Here is a 15,719-nt window from a genome sequence, read left to right as displayed (position 1 = left end):
TTTTCGGGTGATGCCTTCGATAGGTGGAAGTCTTGGCGCGGTGGTAGCCGCGCAGCGGATAGATTACGGCGCAGCGGTTAACTGCCGGCCTCGAGCGAGTTACATGTGACCCTTGATTTCGGCGATCACACCACAACCTGCTTGGGCATGACGATCGGCTTGAAGCCGTACCGCGGACCCGAGCCGAAGGCGCCGGCGCCCTTGGCTCCGGCCACCATGCCGGGCATGCCGGGCGCACCCATGACCGAGGCTTCTTCGGTGGCCGCGGTCCAGCCCGAACCCTCGATCGGCGCGGTCGCTGCCGCCAACTCCGTCTGCGGGGCAGCGTTGGCCGCCCAACTGGCCGGCACCGACAGACGGCTCACCGTCTGCGCCCCGCCCAGGCTCGCCGTCGCCGCGCTGCCCAAGCCGCTCGCCGGTGTCACCGAGCTGACCACGGAGCCCTCGATGATGCCGCCGGCACCGGCCGGCACCACGTCGCTGACCGCGGCCGCCGGCACCGCGGCACCGGCCAAGACGTGGCCCAGCGATACCGCGGTCGGGATGGTGATCATGCTGAACCAGGCCGCGGTGTTGACCGCACCGTTGATGGCGTTCAGCACCGACGGCGTACCGAGGAAGCCGTCGATCGATTGCAGCAGGTTGTTGCTCGTGAAGGGGATTTGCAGCGCGTCGCTCAACGAGCTCAAATCGAACGCCTGCGCGGCCAGGGGCTGCACGTCGTTCGCCGTCACCGCCGCGTCATTGGCAGCATTCGCGGCCGCTCCGGCGGCCGGGTCGGTGGTCGAGGCCAGCGGCGTCACCGGCTGCAGCATCCCGGCCGCCGCATCGCTGGCGGCCTGGTATGCGCTCATCGCGGTGGCGTCTTGGACCCACATCTCCGAGTACTCCATCTCCAATTCCGTCACCTGCGGAAGGGTGAAGGGGAGCCCGGCGAGTGCGGCGGTGAACTCCGCGCGGTTGGTGAAGACCAGCGCCGGGTTGACCACCCCCGCGTGAGCGGCCTCGAAGGCGGCCGCCGACGATGCGGCAGCCGAGCTCGCCTGCTCGAGTGCGGTCGCCGTGTCGGTCAGGTAGGTCACGATCGGCTGTGCCGCGGTCGCGGCCGCGGCCGACCCACCACCCGTCCACGCCTCGGTGGTCAGCAACGAGATGATCGACTCCCACGAGGTCGCCGTGGTGCTCACCTCGGCGGCCAGGTTGGCGTACGCGGTGGCGGCGGCCATCAGCGGTGCGGAGCCCGGTCCGCTCCACACCAGCGTCGAGGTGATCTCCGGGGGTAGTGCTGCAAAGTCCATAACCATTTTGTGTATCCGCTCCTGTTCGAAGAATTCGCTTGGTGGTTAACCGTGAAAGTTGTTAGACGGCTGTCAGTTTCGGCATGACGATCGGCTTGACGCCATAGCGCGGCGCACCGAAGCCGCTGGAGGCGCGTCCAGCGCCCGTGACCATGCCGGGCATGCCGGCCATCGGCGCGCCGGCGCTGGCCTGCGGTGCCGCTCCGGTCCAGCCCACGGTGTGCAGCGGAGTGGCGGTGGTACCGACCACCGGAGTGACTTGACCGCCAACCCAACTCGGCGGCACCGCCAGGTTGCCGACCAGGGTGCCCTGGCCGATGCCGGCGACCACCGGCGTCACGGCACCACCCATGCCCGCCGGCATCGGGGAAGTCGAGGCGGCCAGGTCCGCGGCGCCCGCTGCCGCGGCGGCATCACCGATCGTGTCGCTACCGGCGGGAAGCAGACCACCACCGGCCATACCGACGAGGTTCGATGCGGCCGAAGCCCAGTTGCCCGCACCGATGTTGAGGATGTTGGCCCCGTTGCTGGACAGACCGAACATGCCGCCGAGCATCGACGAGTTGGTGAAGTTACCGGTGCCACCGAGGAGGTACTGCAGCCAGTCCAGGCCGGTGCTGCCGGGGCCCTGAGCCTGAACCTGCGACACCGGATCCGACAGGAGGCTCATCTGCGAGGGGTCGGCCGACTGAAGCAGGGCCGACGCCGCGTTGTTCGCCTCGGTGTCGCTGTAGCTGTTGGAGCTGGTTCCCAGGTTGGTCGTATACGTTTCCAGCTGGGTCTGAGCTTCCCCGGCGGTCGTCTGGTAGGTGGTGCCGAACGCTGAGAAAAGCGCCGCCTGCTGCAGCGACACCGCGTCGGCGCCGGCCGGAGCGACAACCGTGGTCGCCGCCGCGGCGCCGGCATTCTGCGCCGCCAGATTGGCATTGATCGCTTCCAGCTGCCCCTGCGCGGCAAGCAACTCTTCAGTCACTGTTGTCAGGAATGACATCCATTGCTCCTCTAATGTTCGAACCATGTCGACCCAAATAACTGGGTCAACCCTGAGTGGTGGTGTACAAGCCCCTGTGTACTGGCGTAAGGCTATTTCCCCCAGTCACCAACTTCCCGATCGAAAGGGCGCGGGTGACGGGCGTTTACGGCGTCTTAACGCTGGTGCCCGCAGTTTTAACAGGGTCCTGTCGGCCGACATGGCGGTGTCATCTGTTACTCAGCGCTGAGTAGCTGGGAGTCGCGCGGCGCGGGGATCTTACGCGAACCGCGACTCACGCGCACGCCCTGAATTCGGCCACATTCGGGGGGACGCGGTGTCCCGCAATCGCGCCGCGCGCGCTAGATTCGCCGCCGGGGCCCCCATAGCCCAATTGGCAGAGGCAGCGGACTTAAAATCCGCCCAGTGTCGGTTCGAGTCCGACTGGGGGCACGTCAAAAGGGGTGCCCATCACGAGCAACCACCCATTGCGAATGACATCGGTGAGCGACGGCCGGCAAACTCCGCGTGCTCGATCCCGAGGTCAGCTCTACATTTTGCTGCGGTTCTGCGGGCAGTAGGCCGCAACCGCCGCGCCGACAATGCTGCCGGCGCCCATGTTGCTCACTCCCAGCGCCTTCTTCACGTCGTCGACGGTCTGGGCCATCGTGTCCCCGGCGTCGAAGTCCTGACACACCGCGTGACCGGCGTTGATCATCATCTGGTCCTGACCACCGGGCCAGGAGAGGCCACGCTGCTGCAGCGTGCGCAGGAAGGTGTCATCCGCCCCGTCGGCACCGGCGATCGGGGCAGCGGCGATGGCGAGAAGGCCGGTCGCGACGGCGGCGATCGGGCCCGCCAACCATGTCGTGTTCTTCATTTATGTCGACCCCCTTGACGTGAACCATGCAGGACCAGAATCCTAACTTCGTCTTGACATTATGTCTCGACAACGGATTTCGCGGCTGTGCGCGCCCGCCCTAGGCGCGAGATACCGCCGCGCACAACTTATTACGCGTCGCGCTCACCCGCATCGATGGCCATCGACAGGAAGTCCAGCCGCCAGAGCTCCTGAAAAAGCTTGCGCGCGAAGTGCTCCGCCTCGCCGAGGCTGGCGCCACCGCGCTGCGCAACCCCGGCGGCGATCGCCCGGATGCTGCGGCGGCCGTCGACGAGTTGCGCGAAGGGCAGGTGAGCCGGGCCGAGGCGCAGCCGATAGCCGGGTCCCAGCAGATCGGCTTCCGCCAGCACGCACGCGGTACGCGACATCGGTATGTAGTCCAGAGCCGCGTCCGCCGTGAAATCGATCGTGTACTGCTCTTCGGGACGGTCCGGGCGGCAGGCCATGAAGAAATGTGTCGCGTTCGCGGTCTGCAGCCGCTCCATCACCGACCACAGTTCGGTCTCGGGCAATTTCGCCAGGCGATCCACGAATTTGATTGCCGGAGTGAACATTTCGTGTGGATAATACGGCGACTTGTGGAACCACCCCTGGAAGGTGAGCCCGGCCGCGGCGACCAGTTCACGACACTCGTCGACGGTGTAGCTGCGCTGGCGACCGTGCAGGAACGTATCGACGAGCGCACCGTCGGTTTGCAGATCGCGCGCCACCGCCAGGTAACTCCGGACGGGATGGTCCGCGGGCAGCGTCGCGATGACGTCCTTGACCGCCTGAACCGACGCGTCGTCCTGGGAAAGGCCCATGTCGCGGAAGACCGACTCGAGCAGTTCGACCCCGATCCGTCCGTATTTGGCGTAGAGCATGATCCCCATCGCGCCGTCGCGTCGCAGGCAACCCGCCAGCGCCGCCATTCCGGTCAGCGGATCGGCCAGGTGATGCAGAACGCCGGTGGACACGATCAGGTCGAAGTCGCGGCCCAGCGCCGACACCTCTTCGATCGGCAGCAGGCGCAATTCCAGGTTGTCCAGGCCGTGCTTGTCCTTGAGGTACCGCTGATGGTCCAGCGCCGATTGGCTGACGTCGATCGCCACGACCTTGGCGGCACGGTTGGTGAAGGCGAAAACCGACGCCTGGTTAGCTCCGCACCCCGCGATCAGAATGTCGAGGTCGGGTCGATAGTCGCGGTCCGGCCACAACACCCGGTGCGCCCGCAGCGGGTCGAACCACTCCCAGTTGTTCTTCGAGTAGGCCTCGAGGTCGTCAATGGGGGGCGGGTACTGCCACCGATCGTATTGCCGGGAGACCACGTCGTTGCGCGGATCGTCGTTCACTACAGACGCATCGTCGTTCACTACAGACGCAATGTAGTGGGTTTGCCCGGTCGCCGCAGGATGCCCGCGGCACCGATGCGGCGGTGCTCGCCGGTGTAGGAGGAGCCAACTCCTACACTGGCCCACCGTGGGCATGCTCTTCGGATTTGCGCCGTGGCTTATCTACTGGGTGTTGGTCGGCAACGTCCCGTTCAAGACCGCGGTGGTGGTCGCCTTCGTAATCGCGGCCGCCGCATTTGCGATCGGGCGCGCCCTGGGGAAGTCGAGCGGCATCCTGGAGATCGGCGCGGTGGCCACGTTCGCCGTGCTGGCGGTTCTCACGTTCACGCTCAGCGAGACGTTCATGCATCGATGGATACAGCCGCTCAGTAGCGCCGGGATCTTCCTGGTGGCCCTGATCGGGCAGCTGGTCGGCAGGTCGTTCGTGCGCGAGTTCGCCGCCGCCGAGCAGCCCCCTGACGTGGTCAAGACCGAGCTGTTCGGCCGCATCACCGACGTCTTGTCCTGGATCTGGATCGCCGCGTTCGCCGGTATGACGGTGTCATCCGCGATTCCGCCGGTGCTGGAGCAATTCGGCGGGCAAGCGGCCACGATCCTCGATACCCAGACCCCGCTGCTGTTCATCTGCTACTGGGTGATCCCGTATTCGTTGCTGGGGGCGGCGGCGCTCGCGTCACGGTACGTCCCGGAGCGGATGCTGGTCGGGGTCGACGACCTCGCGCGGGAAACGTCGTTCGTCGCGTACGACGAAGCGACGATCGATGAGCTGTATTACCTTGCCCAGGAACACGCGAATCGCGAGGTAGGCCCGGGCAAGGAGGCGTACAACGTGAAGGTCGGGGGGATGGGAACTCCGCTGACCGGCGACGAGTCGCGCAAGTCGTGGCCGTCGTCCTACAAGGTGCGCGATAAGAAGGGGTAGGCGCGCGACGTCTGCTCGCGTGGCATTCATCAGCGAGACAACTTCCACTTGTTAGGTCGACTGCATGGCATCCAAGAGGATCTGGCCCGTCGCTGCCGTCACCGTGCTCCTCACGGCGGCGGCCTGCTCGTCAGGCCATTCCGGGTCGGGCGCAAAGCCGGACTTGAGCACGCCCGCCGGCAAGGCGCTGACCATCACCCCGGAGCAGATGCTGGCCGCGACGGAGGGGGATACGCCGGTCGCGTACGCCAAGCCCGAACACGGCACCATCTCCTACGGCCCCAACGGCGCGATGATCTACACCCCGGACGCCGGGTTCACCGGCACCGACCAGCTCCACCTCACCTCCACGCCCAGCGTCAAGCTCTATGCCGAGAATCTGCCGCCACTGGCCACCATCGGCGGCGTCGCCGTCCAGGCCAATGCGCATGGTTCGGCAATCGCCCCGGTGCCGGGTAGCTCCAACGAGATCTACGGCCTGACCGACCGCGGCCCCAATGTTCCCGGGCGTACGCCGAACGAAATCGTCTTTCCCATACCCGATTTCCACCCGCAGATCGCCAAGCTCAAGCTCGCCGACGGGGTGGCCTCGGTCGAGAAGATCATCACGCTGTCGGGCAAGGACGGGGCGCCCCTGGTCGGGCTGCCCTACCCGCAGGCCACCGCCGCCGGCGAGTCGGTGGTCGACCTCAATGGCGCGCCGTTGCCGCCCTCGGATCACGGTCTGGACGGCGAAGGTTTGGTCGCGTTGTCCGACGGCACCTTCTGGGTTTCCGACGAATACGGCCCGTTCATCGTCCATTTCGACGCCAATGGCAAAGAGCTGGAACGTCTTTCGCCGATCGACGGAACGCTGCCCAAGGAGCTGTCGCTGCGCAGCCCGAACCAGGGCCTGGAGGGCCTGACGCTGACCCCCGACGGCACGACGCTGGTCGGCATCATGCAGTCGGGCCTGCAGACCCCGGGACTGGTCGGACCGGCGGCGTCGGTCCCGATGACGCGCATCGTGACGGTCAGACTCTCCAACCACAGCGACGTGCACGAGTATCTCTACCCGCTGGCCAACCCACAGCAGACCAAGGTCGCGGTCTCCGAAATCACCGCGGTCAGCAACACCACGTTCCTCGTCGACGAGCTCGACGGCGAGCCACAGCCCAACGGCAACAAGAAGATCTATCTGGCCGACATCTCCGGAGCCACCGATGTCGGGCCCCGGGAGACGGTGCCCGGTGCGGCCTATCAGGCCGACCGTGGCGGGCTGCTGATCAACAACGTTCCGATCGAAACCTTTGTCGGGATCGGCGGGGTCGAGGCGGCCACCGACAAACTCGCCGCCGCCGGAATCTCGGTGGCCGGCAAGAAGCTCAAGCTCGATCTCACCGATCTGCTGCGCTCGTTGTCGGCCGCCGGAAACTTCTTCGGGCACGCCAAGATCGAAGGCATCATCACCCCCGATGGCGGAAAGACGTTGATGATTGCCAACGACAGTGACTTCGGGTTGGACGGCGTGATTTCCACCAACCCACCGTTTGCGCTCAAGCCTAAGATCCAGCCCAACGGCGCGCAGGACAGCGGCGAGATTCTGACCGTCGACATGAGGAAGCTGCCGCCCACGATGGAGGCGGAGACGGTGCCCATCAAGGTGGGCTGAGCCCCCCCTCGCCGAAGTTCGGATACGTTGGTTCCCGGCGGGCGCACCCCCACCAGGACCCGGACGAGCCGCCCGCGCTCCGCACTCGATGGCGGCCCCTGCAAGGAGCATCTCGATGAACTCGGTCAGCCCGGATGCCATTCGCGCGGAGACGATCACCATCACCGGCCACGGTGGCGATCAGATCGAGGCCTATCGCGCTTCTCCGGTTTCCGAGCCGCTCGCCGAAGGATCGCGCGGCGGTGTCGTCTGGATCCATCACATGCCCGGATACGACCGGGAAACCAAGGAGTTCGTTCGCCGGCTGGCCGTCGCCGGCTACCACACCGTGGCGCCGAATCTGTACTCCCGCGAGGCGCCGGGCGCCGCTCCCGACGACGCGGCCGCGGCGGCACGCGCGGCCGGCGGCGTGCCCGACGAGCGGCTGATCGGGGATGTGGCGGGCGCGATCGAGCACCTGCGGTCGCTGCCCGGCGCGAACGGGAAGTTCGGGGTGATCGGGCACTGCTCGGGCGGGCGGCACGCATACCTGGCGGCCTGCTCGCTGCAGCTGGACGCGGCCGTCGACTGCTACGGCGCCTTCGTCGTCGAGGATCTGCCCGAGGGCATGCCCAAGGCCATGCAACCGATCCTGCATCTGGCGCCGAACCTGGGCTGCCCGCTGCTGGGCCTGTTCGGAATCGACGACAAGTTCCCGGCCCCGGCCGCGGTGGCCACGCTGGACGCCGAGCTGACCAAGCTGGACAAGGCACACGAGTTCCACTCGTACGAAGGTGCGGGCCACTCGTTCTTCTCCGTCGACCGCCCGGCGTACCGGCCCGAGGCGGCCGTCGACGGCTGGCGCCGCATCGACGAGTTCTTCGCCACGCATCTGAAAGGTTAGGTCCGCCAGGCTATGTGCACATATCTGACCGAACACGTCGAGATCGACGGCAGTGGCAAGGGCGCGCAGGGATGGTTCGGCGCGGACCGCGCGACGGTCTACGTCGACCATCCCGTCCACGCCCCGTTCGGACACACGGTCAACATCGACGTGATCAACCCACAGCTCGGTCCGTCGGCGCGGGTCGCGCTGGAACTCACCGAGGAAAGTGCGCTGGCGCTGGCCGACGCCATCCGCAAAGCGATAACGAATGCCCCGGTCGGCCTCGCATCCAAGGACCAGTAGGTGACCCATGACGACAGAGCCTGACTACCCGCAGACGGCCGCCGCCCGGGGACGCATCGAGCCGGTGCCGCGACGGATCCGGGGTTTCCTGGGCGACGAGCTGGTGTTCGACACGACCGCTGCCCGCTACGTGTGGGAAATCCCTTACTACCCGGCCTATTACGTGCCGCTGGCCGATGTGCGCGCCGAATTCCTGCGCGACGAGAACCATGCGCAGAAGGTCCAGTTCGGACCGTCGCGGCTGCACTCGGTGGTCGGGGCCGGCCAGACGCATCCGTCGGCGGCGCGGGTGTTCGACGCCGAGGCCGACAGCCCCGTCGCCGGCACGGTGCGCTTCGAATGGGATGCGTTGCGCTGGTTCGAAGAAGACGAACCCATCTATGTCCACCCGCGCAATCCGTACTCGCGGGTCGACGCGCTGCGCTCCCACCGTCACATCCGGGTCGAGCTGGACGGCGTCGTGCTGGCCGACACCCGATCGCCGGTGCTACTCTTCGAAACCGGTTTGCCGACAAGGTATTACATCGATCCCACCGACGTTGACTTCGCACATCTGGAACCCAGCACGACCCAGACGCAGTGCCCTTACAAGGGGGTGACGTCGGGCTACTGGTCGGTGCGTGTCGGTGACACCGTGCATGACGACCTCGCCTGGACGTATCACTTCCCGCTGCCGGCGGTCAGCCAGATCGCGGGGCTGGTGGCGTTCTACAACGAGAAGCTGGACATCGCAGTCGACGGCGTCAGCTTGGATCGGCCGAACACGCACTTCAGCTAGCCCGCATTCGGCTCGCGCCGATGGGTGTCGGCTCGCGGCCACATCGCAGCCGACCATCCTCGGTTGTCAATGATGTTGGGGCACAGCAGCAGCGCTGCCCGTCCGGGACGCAATGTGCATGGGGTCATGCGCGGACGACGTTGGTCATCAGATCTGCGGTATTTGTGCCCTACAGACGCCCCGCATAGGCGGCAAGTATTAGCAAGGACCTGACGGCCTTCGCCGCCGCGTCCGACAGCCGTATTGGCACGCCCAGACAGGAAAGCGCCGATGTCGACCAGCGCACTCACGCTCGTGCTGATCCCGTGCTTCTCCGGAGCGCCGTGGGAGGGTCGACAGTTGGCCCCGTTCGCGGGGCGCGACATCATGACGATGCGACTTCCCGAGGGCCTGACCGACGTCGAGTCCTACGCCGACTTCGTCGCCGAGCAGGTGCGGGGACTCGAGTCATACGTTCTGGTCGGGGATTCTTTCGGTGCGGTGATTTCACTCACGCTGGCCACCCGCCAACCCCCGGGCCTCGTCGGTCTTGTGCTGTCGGGCGGCTTTGCCGCCAACCCGCTGCCTCGTTGGAAAGGAATCGCCTCTCGCGCATCGCGCTTGGCCGTGGGCTTTCTTTACCGGCAGGGAACCCTGCGATTCCACGCGTTTCAGTTGGCTTCGAAGTTTGATGCCACCGCACCAGTTCCGCACACCCAGGACGACTACCGACAGCTGTTCATCGATAACACCCCCCGGCGCAGCTACACCGCGCGGGTTACCTCCGTCATCGACTTCGACATCCGTGACCGGCTGGCGCGGGTGCGGGCCCCGACCCTTCTGATCACGCCGGAGGACGACAAGCTGGTCGGCGCTCAGGCTGCCCAGCAATTGCTGGCCGGTATCCCTGACGCTCGCGAGGTGATTCTTCCGGCCACCGGCCACATGTTCCGCTTCACCCACCCCGACCTTTACGGACACACCATCGTCGATTTCATCGACCGCGTGATCACCCCCGCAGGCGTCGAGGTATCCGAGCGACCGGGTGTCCGGCAAACGTGACTGCCGACGCACTGGCGCACCTCAACGAAGGGATTGAATGATTCGCCACCAAAGCGGAATTTGGGTATTGTGATATTTCCCTCTATTCGCCTGGAAAAGATAAGAAATTCTTACTTTTTTACTGCTCGCAACCCGGACAAGTTAGTTAGCTAAATGTAAATATAGCCAGTTCAAACGCTATGAAGAAGTTTGCTCAACTACCGCTCCGCAACTGTACTGCAGACAAATTTAAGTTGCTGCAAAGTGAGGTGGGTAACAGTCCTGAATTCATGCTTAACGGCCACGATTCAGGCGGTAAAATTTGTTCGAACAGTCCGCAATTTCTGCGGCTGTATGTGGTTTTAGTTCGCGGCCACGCGCGTCGCCGGGCGGGTGCCGGGCGGGCGGGCAGATGGCCGATACCAACAGCGAAGGCGGTGCGAACGTGAGTGAGATCAACGGCCGGGAGGCCGCCCGCGAGATCGTCGAGATGGACGCGACGCCGATGGCTTCGGTGGCCATCGAGATTGCGGTCGGCAACGGCCCGATCAGTGGCATCGCAATCAGCCGCGACGGCAGCCGGTTGGTGGCGACCCACTATGCATCCGACAGCGTCTCGGTCATCGACACCGAGACTTTTCGCGTCGTCGACATGATCGACGGCGTCGGCGAACCGTTCACCGTCGCCGTGGGCGGCTCGGGAACGGGTCGGGCGTACCTCAGCACGGTGTCGACGGCCTTTGACGCGATCCAAGTCGTCGACGTGTCCACCAACGAGGTGGTTGCGACGCATCCGCTGGCGCTCAGCGTCATCGATCTGGCGGTCGATGCCGCCGGACGCTGGGTGTACGCCTGCCGCAACGCCAACGGCGTTGCCAACCTGGCCGCCCTGGACACCGAGACCGGTAAGGTCCGCTCGATCACGGCCGCGGACTCGGCCACTAGTGAATGCGTGCGGGTCAGTGCCGACGGATCACGGGCGTACGTGGGCGTCAACGGACCCGCCGGCGGCCGGCTTGTTGTGATCGGCACCAAAGCGCAGCCCGAGCAGGCCCGCACCAGCTGGCGCGAGACGCGCAGCACCGGCGACCGGACCCGGTTGCAGATGATCGGCACCGTCGAGATCGGTCTGCCCGTCCGCGACGTCGCGCTGAGCCCCAATGGATCGCTCGCCTACGTGGCGAGTTGTGCGCCCGAGGTGGGCGTCGTCGTCGACGTCGTCGACACGCGGACCAACAAGATCACCAACACCCGCAAGGTCGGCGAGATCGGCGGCATTCTCACCGGGATGACGCTGTCCGCCGACGGAGACCGCATCTACCTGGTCAGCGACGACAACGTGACCGTGCTGTGCACGCTGACCCACGACGTGATCGCCACACTCGGAGCGGGGATGCAGCCGTCGGCTGCGGTGGAAAGCCCGGACGGCAAGCGTCTCTACATCGCCGGCTACTCCGGCGCGGTGAGCGTTACGCCCATCGCGTCGGCCACGCCGATGGCCATCGAGAGTGCCGCGGTGATGGGCGAGCTGTCGACGACCGGTTGGCTGGTGCCCGACCTCCTGTCGCACGAAATACCGCACGAACCCGTGCTCGCCTGAGTTTGCGCCCGGGCCGCCGCGGTGCAACGCGTTTTGTCAGGGGAATGTGGTTTCCGATGGCGTAGCGCGGCGATACCATTCGCCCCACCGACCATGAGGCGGTGCAGCGCCGAGACGGTAAGGCGGTAGCTCGATGGACAGCACGATGCAGGACTTTCCGCTGACAATCACCGCGATCATGCGGCACGGCTGCGGTGTCCATGGGTCCCGGACGGTCACCACGGCCACGGGTGACGGGGGCTACCGGCACACCACGTACCGCGAACTGGGTCGCCAGGCCGCCCAACTGGCACACGGGTTGCGCGGCCTGGGCGTGACCGGAGACCAGCGCGTTGCGACGTTCATGTGGAACAACGCCGAGCACCTCACCGCCTACCTCGCGGCCCCGTCGATGGGCGCCGTGCTGCACACCCTCAACATCCGGCTGTTCCCCGAGCAGATTTCCTACGTCGCCAACGAGGCCGAAGACCGGGTCGTGCTGGTGGACATGTCACTGGTCAAACTGCTCGCGCCGATACTGCCCGAGCTCGAGACCGTGCACACCGTGATCGCGGTCGGCGACGGCGACATCGCGGAGCTGCAGGAGTCGGGCAAGACGGTGCTGCGGTATGCCGAGTTGATCGAGGGCGAGCCGACCGAATTCGACTGGCCGGACATCGACGAGAAGTCGGCGGCCGCGATGTGCTACACCAGTGGCACCACCGGCAACCCCAAAGGTGTTGTCTATAGCCATCGTTCGAGCTTTCTTCACACGATGGGCGCGTGTAGCACCAACGGTATCGGGGTGGGGGCCTGCGACCGGGTGTTGCCCATCGTGCCGATGTTCCACGCCAACGCGTGGGGGCTGCCGTACGCGGCCCTGATGGCCGGGGCCGACTTGGTGCTTCCCGATCGTCATCTGCACGCCCCGTCGGTGATCGACATGATCGAGAAGCTGCGGCCCACCCTGGCCGGGGCGGTGCCGACCATCTGGAACGACGTGATGCATCACCTCGAGAAGTATCCCGACCACGACATCTCGTCGCTGCGGCTGGTGGCCTGCGGCGGCTCGGCCGTTCCGCTGTCGATGATGCGCACCTTCGAAGACAAGTACAACGTCCAGATCCGGCAGTTGTGGGGCATGACCGAAACCTCGCCGCTGGCCACGCTGGCCTGGCCGCCGGTCGGCACCCCGCAAGAGCGGCACTGGGCCATCCGCGCGACCCAGGGCCGACCGATCTGCGGCGTGGAGATGCGCATCGTTTCCGACGACGGCACGGTGCTGCCCAACGACGGCCAGGCCGTGGGCGAGGTCGAGGTCCGTGGCCCGTGGATCACCGGCTCCTACTACCTCGGGCGCGACGCGTCCAAATTCGACTCCGGGTGGTTGCGCACCGGCGACGTCGGCCGCATCGACGAGGAAGGCTTCGTCACCCTCACCGACCGCGCCAAGGATGTGATCAAGTCCGGCGGCGAGTGGATCTCCTCGGTCGAGTTGGAGAACTGCCTGATCGGTCACCCGGACGTGCACGAGGCCGCCGTCGTCGGAGTTCCCGACGAACGCTGGCAGGAACGCCCGCTTGCCGTCGTCGTCCGCAACCCGGGCGCATCGGTCAGCGCGGCCGAATTGCGAACGTTCCTCTCGGACAAGGTCGTTCGTTGGTGGCTGCCCGAGCGCTGGGCGTTCGCCGAGGAGATCCCGCGCACCAGCGTGGGTAAGTACGACAAGAAGGCCATCCGGGCCCGGCACGCCGACAGCGGATATGAGGTCACCGAGGCGCACGACTGAACTGCGGCGCCGTGCTCGCGAGCGACAGCTGAAAGAGGTTGATTTCATGGCACATTCGCGCGTCTTCTCCGAATCGCTGGTCATACCGATCTCGGTCGGGCAAGCCTTTCACCGCACGCTGCCGGTGCCACTCACGGAGATCTTCAGCCGCCGGCACGGGCTCTTCCCGCCGATCAAACAGGTGCGCGACCAGACCGGTGCGTGGGATGCCGCGGGCCAGACCCGCACCGTGGTGATGGCCGGCGGGGGCAGCACGCGCGAGGAGCTCACCAGCGTCGACCCGCCGCGATCGTTCGCTTACCGGCTCGGCGACGTCACCGGCCCGATGGCCCTGCTGGTCGACCATGTGCTGGGCGAGTGGACCTTCACCCCGACCGCCGGCGGTACCGAAGTCACCTGGCGCTGGGATATTCATCCGCGCTCGGCGCTGAGCGCGTTGGCGCTGCCGGTGTTCGGCAGGATGTGGCAGGGCTACGCGCGACAAGCCCTGAGCGACCTGTCGGGGATGCTGACGCGCTGAGGCCGCAACCGTATTCGGTACGGTCGAGCCATGTGTCGACTCTTTGGCCTGCACGCCGGGACGCACGCTTGCACCGCAACCTTCTGGCTGCTCGACGCGCCGGACAGTCTGTCCGAGCAGAGCAGGCGGAATCCGGACGGGACCGGCCTGGGTGTCTTCGAAGCCGACGGCGAACCCCGGCTGTACAAGGAACCGATAGCGGCGTGGCAGGACCGCGACTTCGCCACCGAAGCTCACAGCTTGACCGGTACGACGTTCATCGCCCACGTGCGTTACGCGACCACCGGATCACTCGATGTCCGCAACACCCACCCGTTTTTGCAGGACGGCCGGATCTTCGCGCACAACGGCGTGCTCGAGGGACTGGAGATCCTCGACGCGCGGCTGCGCGCGGTCGGCGCGCAAGACTTGGTGCTGGGGCAAACCGATTCGGAGCGGGTGTTCGCCTTGATGACCGCCTCGATCCGCGCGGCGGGCGGCGACGTCGCCGCCGGCATCACCGAGGCGATGACCTGGCTTGCGGACAACGTGCCGATTTATGCGGTCAACGTGCTGCTGTGCACCGCCACCGACATGTGGGCAATGCGCTACCCGGCGACTCACCAGCTCTGTCTGCTGGACCGGCGCGACGAGCTCGCCGCCAACCCCGACTCGGAGTTTGACTTGCGTACCATGCGAATTCACGCGCGGTCCGACCTGCTGTGCAGGCGGCCGTCGGTGGTGCTGGCCACCGAGCCGATGGACAACGACCCGCGCTGGCGTCTGCTGCACCCCGGAGAGCTGGTGCACGTCGACGGCTCCCTGCAGATCCACCGGACGATGATCCTGCCCGACCCGCCAAAGCACCTGCTGCGCCGGGAGGATCTGAGTGTGCCGGTCGAAGTTGCGCAGCACGCCCTGCCCAACACCAGGAAGTTGTGACATGACGACCAGACGCGCGCTGGTATTGGCCGGCGGGGGAATAGCCGGAATCGCCTGGGAGACAGGGATTTTGCAAGGCATTGCCGACGAATCACCGGCTGCGGCGCGGCTGCTGCTGGATTCGGATGTGCTGGTAGGAACGTCGGCGGGCTCGACGGTCGCCGCCCAGATCGGCAGCGGCGACCCGCTGGAGACACTGTACGAACGGCAAGTCGCCGAGACGTCAAGCGAAATCGATTCCGGCGTCGACGTCGAGACCATCACCGAGCTTTTCCTGGCCGCCCTGGGTGAGCCGTATGACGACTCGCTGGGCAGGACGCGTCAGCAGATGCAGCGGATCGGGGCCGTGGCCTTGCGCACCAAGACCGTCCCGGAGCCGGTGCGCCGCCAGGTGATTGCGCACCGGCTGCCGTCGCACGACTGGCCGAACCGCGCGCTGCGCATCACCGCGATCGACACCGCCACCGGCGAATTGGCGGTCTTCGACGCCGAATCGCAGGTGGAGCTCGTCGATGCGGTCGCGGCCAGTTGCGCCGTACCGGGGGCGTGGCCGCCGGTGACGGTCGACGGCCGGCGATACATGGACGGCGGGGTGGCCCGCTCGGTGAACCTCGACGTAGCCCACGACTGCGACACGGCCGTGGTGCTGGTGCCCGCCGCGGCCGATGCGCCATCGCCCTTCGGCGGCGGGCCGGCCGCCGAGATCGCGGCGTTCGGCGGCAACGCGTTCGGAGTATTCGCCGATGCCGCATCGCTGAAAGCGTTCGGCCCCGACGTGTTAGACCCGCGCTGCCGCGTCAGCTCGGCGGTGGCCGGACGGGAACAGGGCCGCCGCGAAGCCCAAGCCGTCGCCCGGTTCTTGGGCGTGTGA

At 66.4% G+C, this 15,719-nt stretch carries 15 protein-coding genes and 1 tRNA gene; 12 read left to right on the top strand and 4 right to left on the bottom strand.

Features of this window, described 5'->3' with window-relative positions:
* Positions 1 to 125 precede the first annotated feature (125 nt).
* Both AC5Y5O_RS27260 and AC5Y5O_RS27255 read right to left on the bottom strand, forming a co-directional pair.
* Positions 126 to 1,304, bottom strand: coding sequence for a PPE family protein, SVP subgroup (locus tag AC5Y5O_RS27260; protein ID WP_096289819.1), 1,179 nt, complete (start codon positions 1,302 to 1,304; stop codon positions 126 to 128).
* 55 nt (positions 1,305 to 1,359) lie between these two features.
* Complete coding sequence (locus tag AC5Y5O_RS27255; protein WP_096289818.1) at positions 1,360 to 2,289, bottom strand: PE family protein; 930 nt, start codon at positions 2,287 to 2,289, stop codon at positions 1,360 to 1,362.
* A 358-nt stretch (positions 2,290 to 2,647) separates the two neighbouring features.
* Between AC5Y5O_RS27255 and AC5Y5O_RS27250 the strand changes: the two genes are divergently transcribed.
* Positions 2,648 to 2,721, top strand: a tRNA-Leu gene (locus AC5Y5O_RS27250).
* 97 nt (positions 2,722 to 2,818) lie between these two features.
* On the opposite strand, the gene AC5Y5O_RS27245 is transcribed toward AC5Y5O_RS27250, so the two are convergent.
* The gene (locus AC5Y5O_RS27245) at positions 2,819 to 3,148 is read right to left on the bottom strand and encodes a DUF732 domain-containing protein (protein WP_096289817.1); all 330 of its coding nucleotides are present in this window, start codon (positions 3,146 to 3,148) and stop codon (positions 2,819 to 2,821) included.
* A 131-nt stretch (positions 3,149 to 3,279) separates the two neighbouring features.
* Positions 3,280 to 4,500: a class I SAM-dependent methyltransferase gene (locus tag AC5Y5O_RS27240; protein WP_500028172.1), complete on the bottom strand. Its 1,221-nt coding sequence runs from the start codon at positions 4,498 to 4,500 to the stop codon at positions 3,280 to 3,282.
* 127 nt (positions 4,501 to 4,627) lie between these two features.
* Between AC5Y5O_RS27240 and AC5Y5O_RS27235 the strand changes: the two genes are divergently transcribed.
* From AC5Y5O_RS27235 to AC5Y5O_RS27185, 11 genes are all read left to right on the top strand, one after another.
* Positions 4,628 to 5,422: a hypothetical protein gene (locus tag AC5Y5O_RS27235; protein ID WP_165796468.1), complete on the top strand. Its 795-nt coding sequence runs from the start codon at positions 4,628 to 4,630 to the stop codon at positions 5,420 to 5,422.
* Positions 5,423 to 5,486: 64 nt separating this feature from the next.
* Positions 5,487 to 7,073 (top strand): esterase-like activity of phytase family protein, encoded by a 1,587-nt coding sequence (locus AC5Y5O_RS27230; protein WP_096289815.1) that lies wholly within the window; start codon positions 5,487 to 5,489, stop codon positions 7,071 to 7,073.
* 115 nt (positions 7,074 to 7,188) lie between these two features.
* The gene (locus AC5Y5O_RS27225) at positions 7,189 to 7,956 is read left to right on the top strand and encodes a dienelactone hydrolase family protein (protein WP_096289814.1); all 768 of its coding nucleotides are present in this window, start codon (positions 7,189 to 7,191) and stop codon (positions 7,954 to 7,956) included.
* Positions 7,957 to 7,968: 12 nt separating this feature from the next.
* Positions 7,969 to 8,241: a DUF6295 family protein gene (locus AC5Y5O_RS27220; RefSeq protein ID WP_096289813.1), complete on the top strand. Its 273-nt coding sequence runs from the start codon at positions 7,969 to 7,971 to the stop codon at positions 8,239 to 8,241.
* Between the two features lie 7 nt (positions 8,242 to 8,248).
* Entirely contained in the window at positions 8,249 to 9,019 is a 771-nt protein-coding gene (locus AC5Y5O_RS27215) for a DUF427 domain-containing protein (RefSeq protein ID WP_096289812.1), read from the top strand.
* A gap of 270 nt (positions 9,020 to 9,289) precedes the next feature.
* Complete coding sequence (locus AC5Y5O_RS27210; protein ID WP_500028168.1) at positions 9,290 to 10,060, top strand: alpha/beta fold hydrolase; 771 nt, start codon at positions 9,290 to 9,292, stop codon at positions 10,058 to 10,060.
* A 424-nt stretch (positions 10,061 to 10,484) separates the two neighbouring features.
* A complete protein-coding gene (locus AC5Y5O_RS27205; RefSeq protein ID WP_500028166.1) occupies positions 10,485 to 11,639 on the top strand; it encodes a YncE family protein in 1,155 nt (384 codons plus the stop codon).
* A gap of 133 nt (positions 11,640 to 11,772) precedes the next feature.
* Positions 11,773 to 13,407, top strand: coding sequence for a long-chain fatty acid--CoA ligase (locus AC5Y5O_RS27200; protein WP_096289810.1), 1,635 nt, complete (start codon positions 11,773 to 11,775; stop codon positions 13,405 to 13,407).
* Between the two features lie 46 nt (positions 13,408 to 13,453).
* On the top strand, positions 13,454 to 13,927 hold the full coding sequence (locus tag AC5Y5O_RS27195; protein ID WP_500028164.1) for an SRPBCC family protein: 474 nt from the start codon (positions 13,454 to 13,456) through the stop codon (positions 13,925 to 13,927).
* Positions 13,928 to 13,957: 30 nt separating this feature from the next.
* Complete coding sequence (locus tag AC5Y5O_RS27190) at positions 13,958 to 14,848, top strand: class II glutamine amidotransferase (protein ID WP_500028162.1); 891 nt, start codon at positions 13,958 to 13,960, stop codon at positions 14,846 to 14,848.
* A gap of 1 nt (position 14,849) precedes the next feature.
* Complete coding sequence (locus AC5Y5O_RS27185; RefSeq protein WP_500028160.1) at positions 14,850 to 15,719, top strand: patatin-like phospholipase family protein; 870 nt, start codon at positions 14,850 to 14,852, stop codon at positions 15,717 to 15,719.

Source organism: Mycobacterium sp. NGS40, assembly GCF_059812735.1.
Note: the sequence above shows the minus strand (reverse complement) of the source record. Positions and strands in the feature narration are given on the sequence as shown.

Coding starts and splice junctions, on each gene's coding strand:
- AC5Y5O_RS27260 (WP_096289819.1), bottom strand. CDS start 1,304: ATGGTTATGGACTTTGCAGCACTACCCCCGGAGATCACCTCGACGCTG.
- AC5Y5O_RS27255 (WP_096289818.1), bottom strand. CDS start 2,289: ATGTCATTCCTGACAACAGTGACTGAAGAGTTGCTTGCCGCGCAGGGG.
- AC5Y5O_RS27245 (WP_096289817.1), bottom strand. CDS start 3,148: ATGAAGAACACGACATGGTTGGCGGGCCCGATCGCCGCCGTCGCGACC.
- AC5Y5O_RS27230 (WP_096289815.1), top strand. CDS start 5,487: ATGGCATCCAAGAGGATCTGGCCCGTCGCTGCCGTCACCGTGCTCCTC.
- AC5Y5O_RS27225 (WP_096289814.1), top strand. CDS start 7,189: ATGAACTCGGTCAGCCCGGATGCCATTCGCGCGGAGACGATCACCATC.
- AC5Y5O_RS27220 (WP_096289813.1), top strand. CDS start 7,969: ATGTGCACATATCTGACCGAACACGTCGAGATCGACGGCAGTGGCAAG.
- AC5Y5O_RS27215 (WP_096289812.1), top strand. CDS start 8,249: ATGACGACAGAGCCTGACTACCCGCAGACGGCCGCCGCCCGGGGACGC.
- AC5Y5O_RS27210 (WP_500028168.1), top strand. CDS start 9,290: ATGTCGACCAGCGCACTCACGCTCGTGCTGATCCCGTGCTTCTCCGGA.
- AC5Y5O_RS27200 (WP_096289810.1), top strand. CDS start 11,773: ATGGACAGCACGATGCAGGACTTTCCGCTGACAATCACCGCGATCATG.
- AC5Y5O_RS27195 (WP_500028164.1), top strand. CDS start 13,454: ATGGCACATTCGCGCGTCTTCTCCGAATCGCTGGTCATACCGATCTCG.
- AC5Y5O_RS27190 (WP_500028162.1), top strand. CDS start 13,958: ATGTGTCGACTCTTTGGCCTGCACGCCGGGACGCACGCTTGCACCGCA.
- AC5Y5O_RS27185 (WP_500028160.1), top strand. CDS start 14,850: ATGACGACCAGACGCGCGCTGGTATTGGCCGGCGGGGGAATAGCCGGA.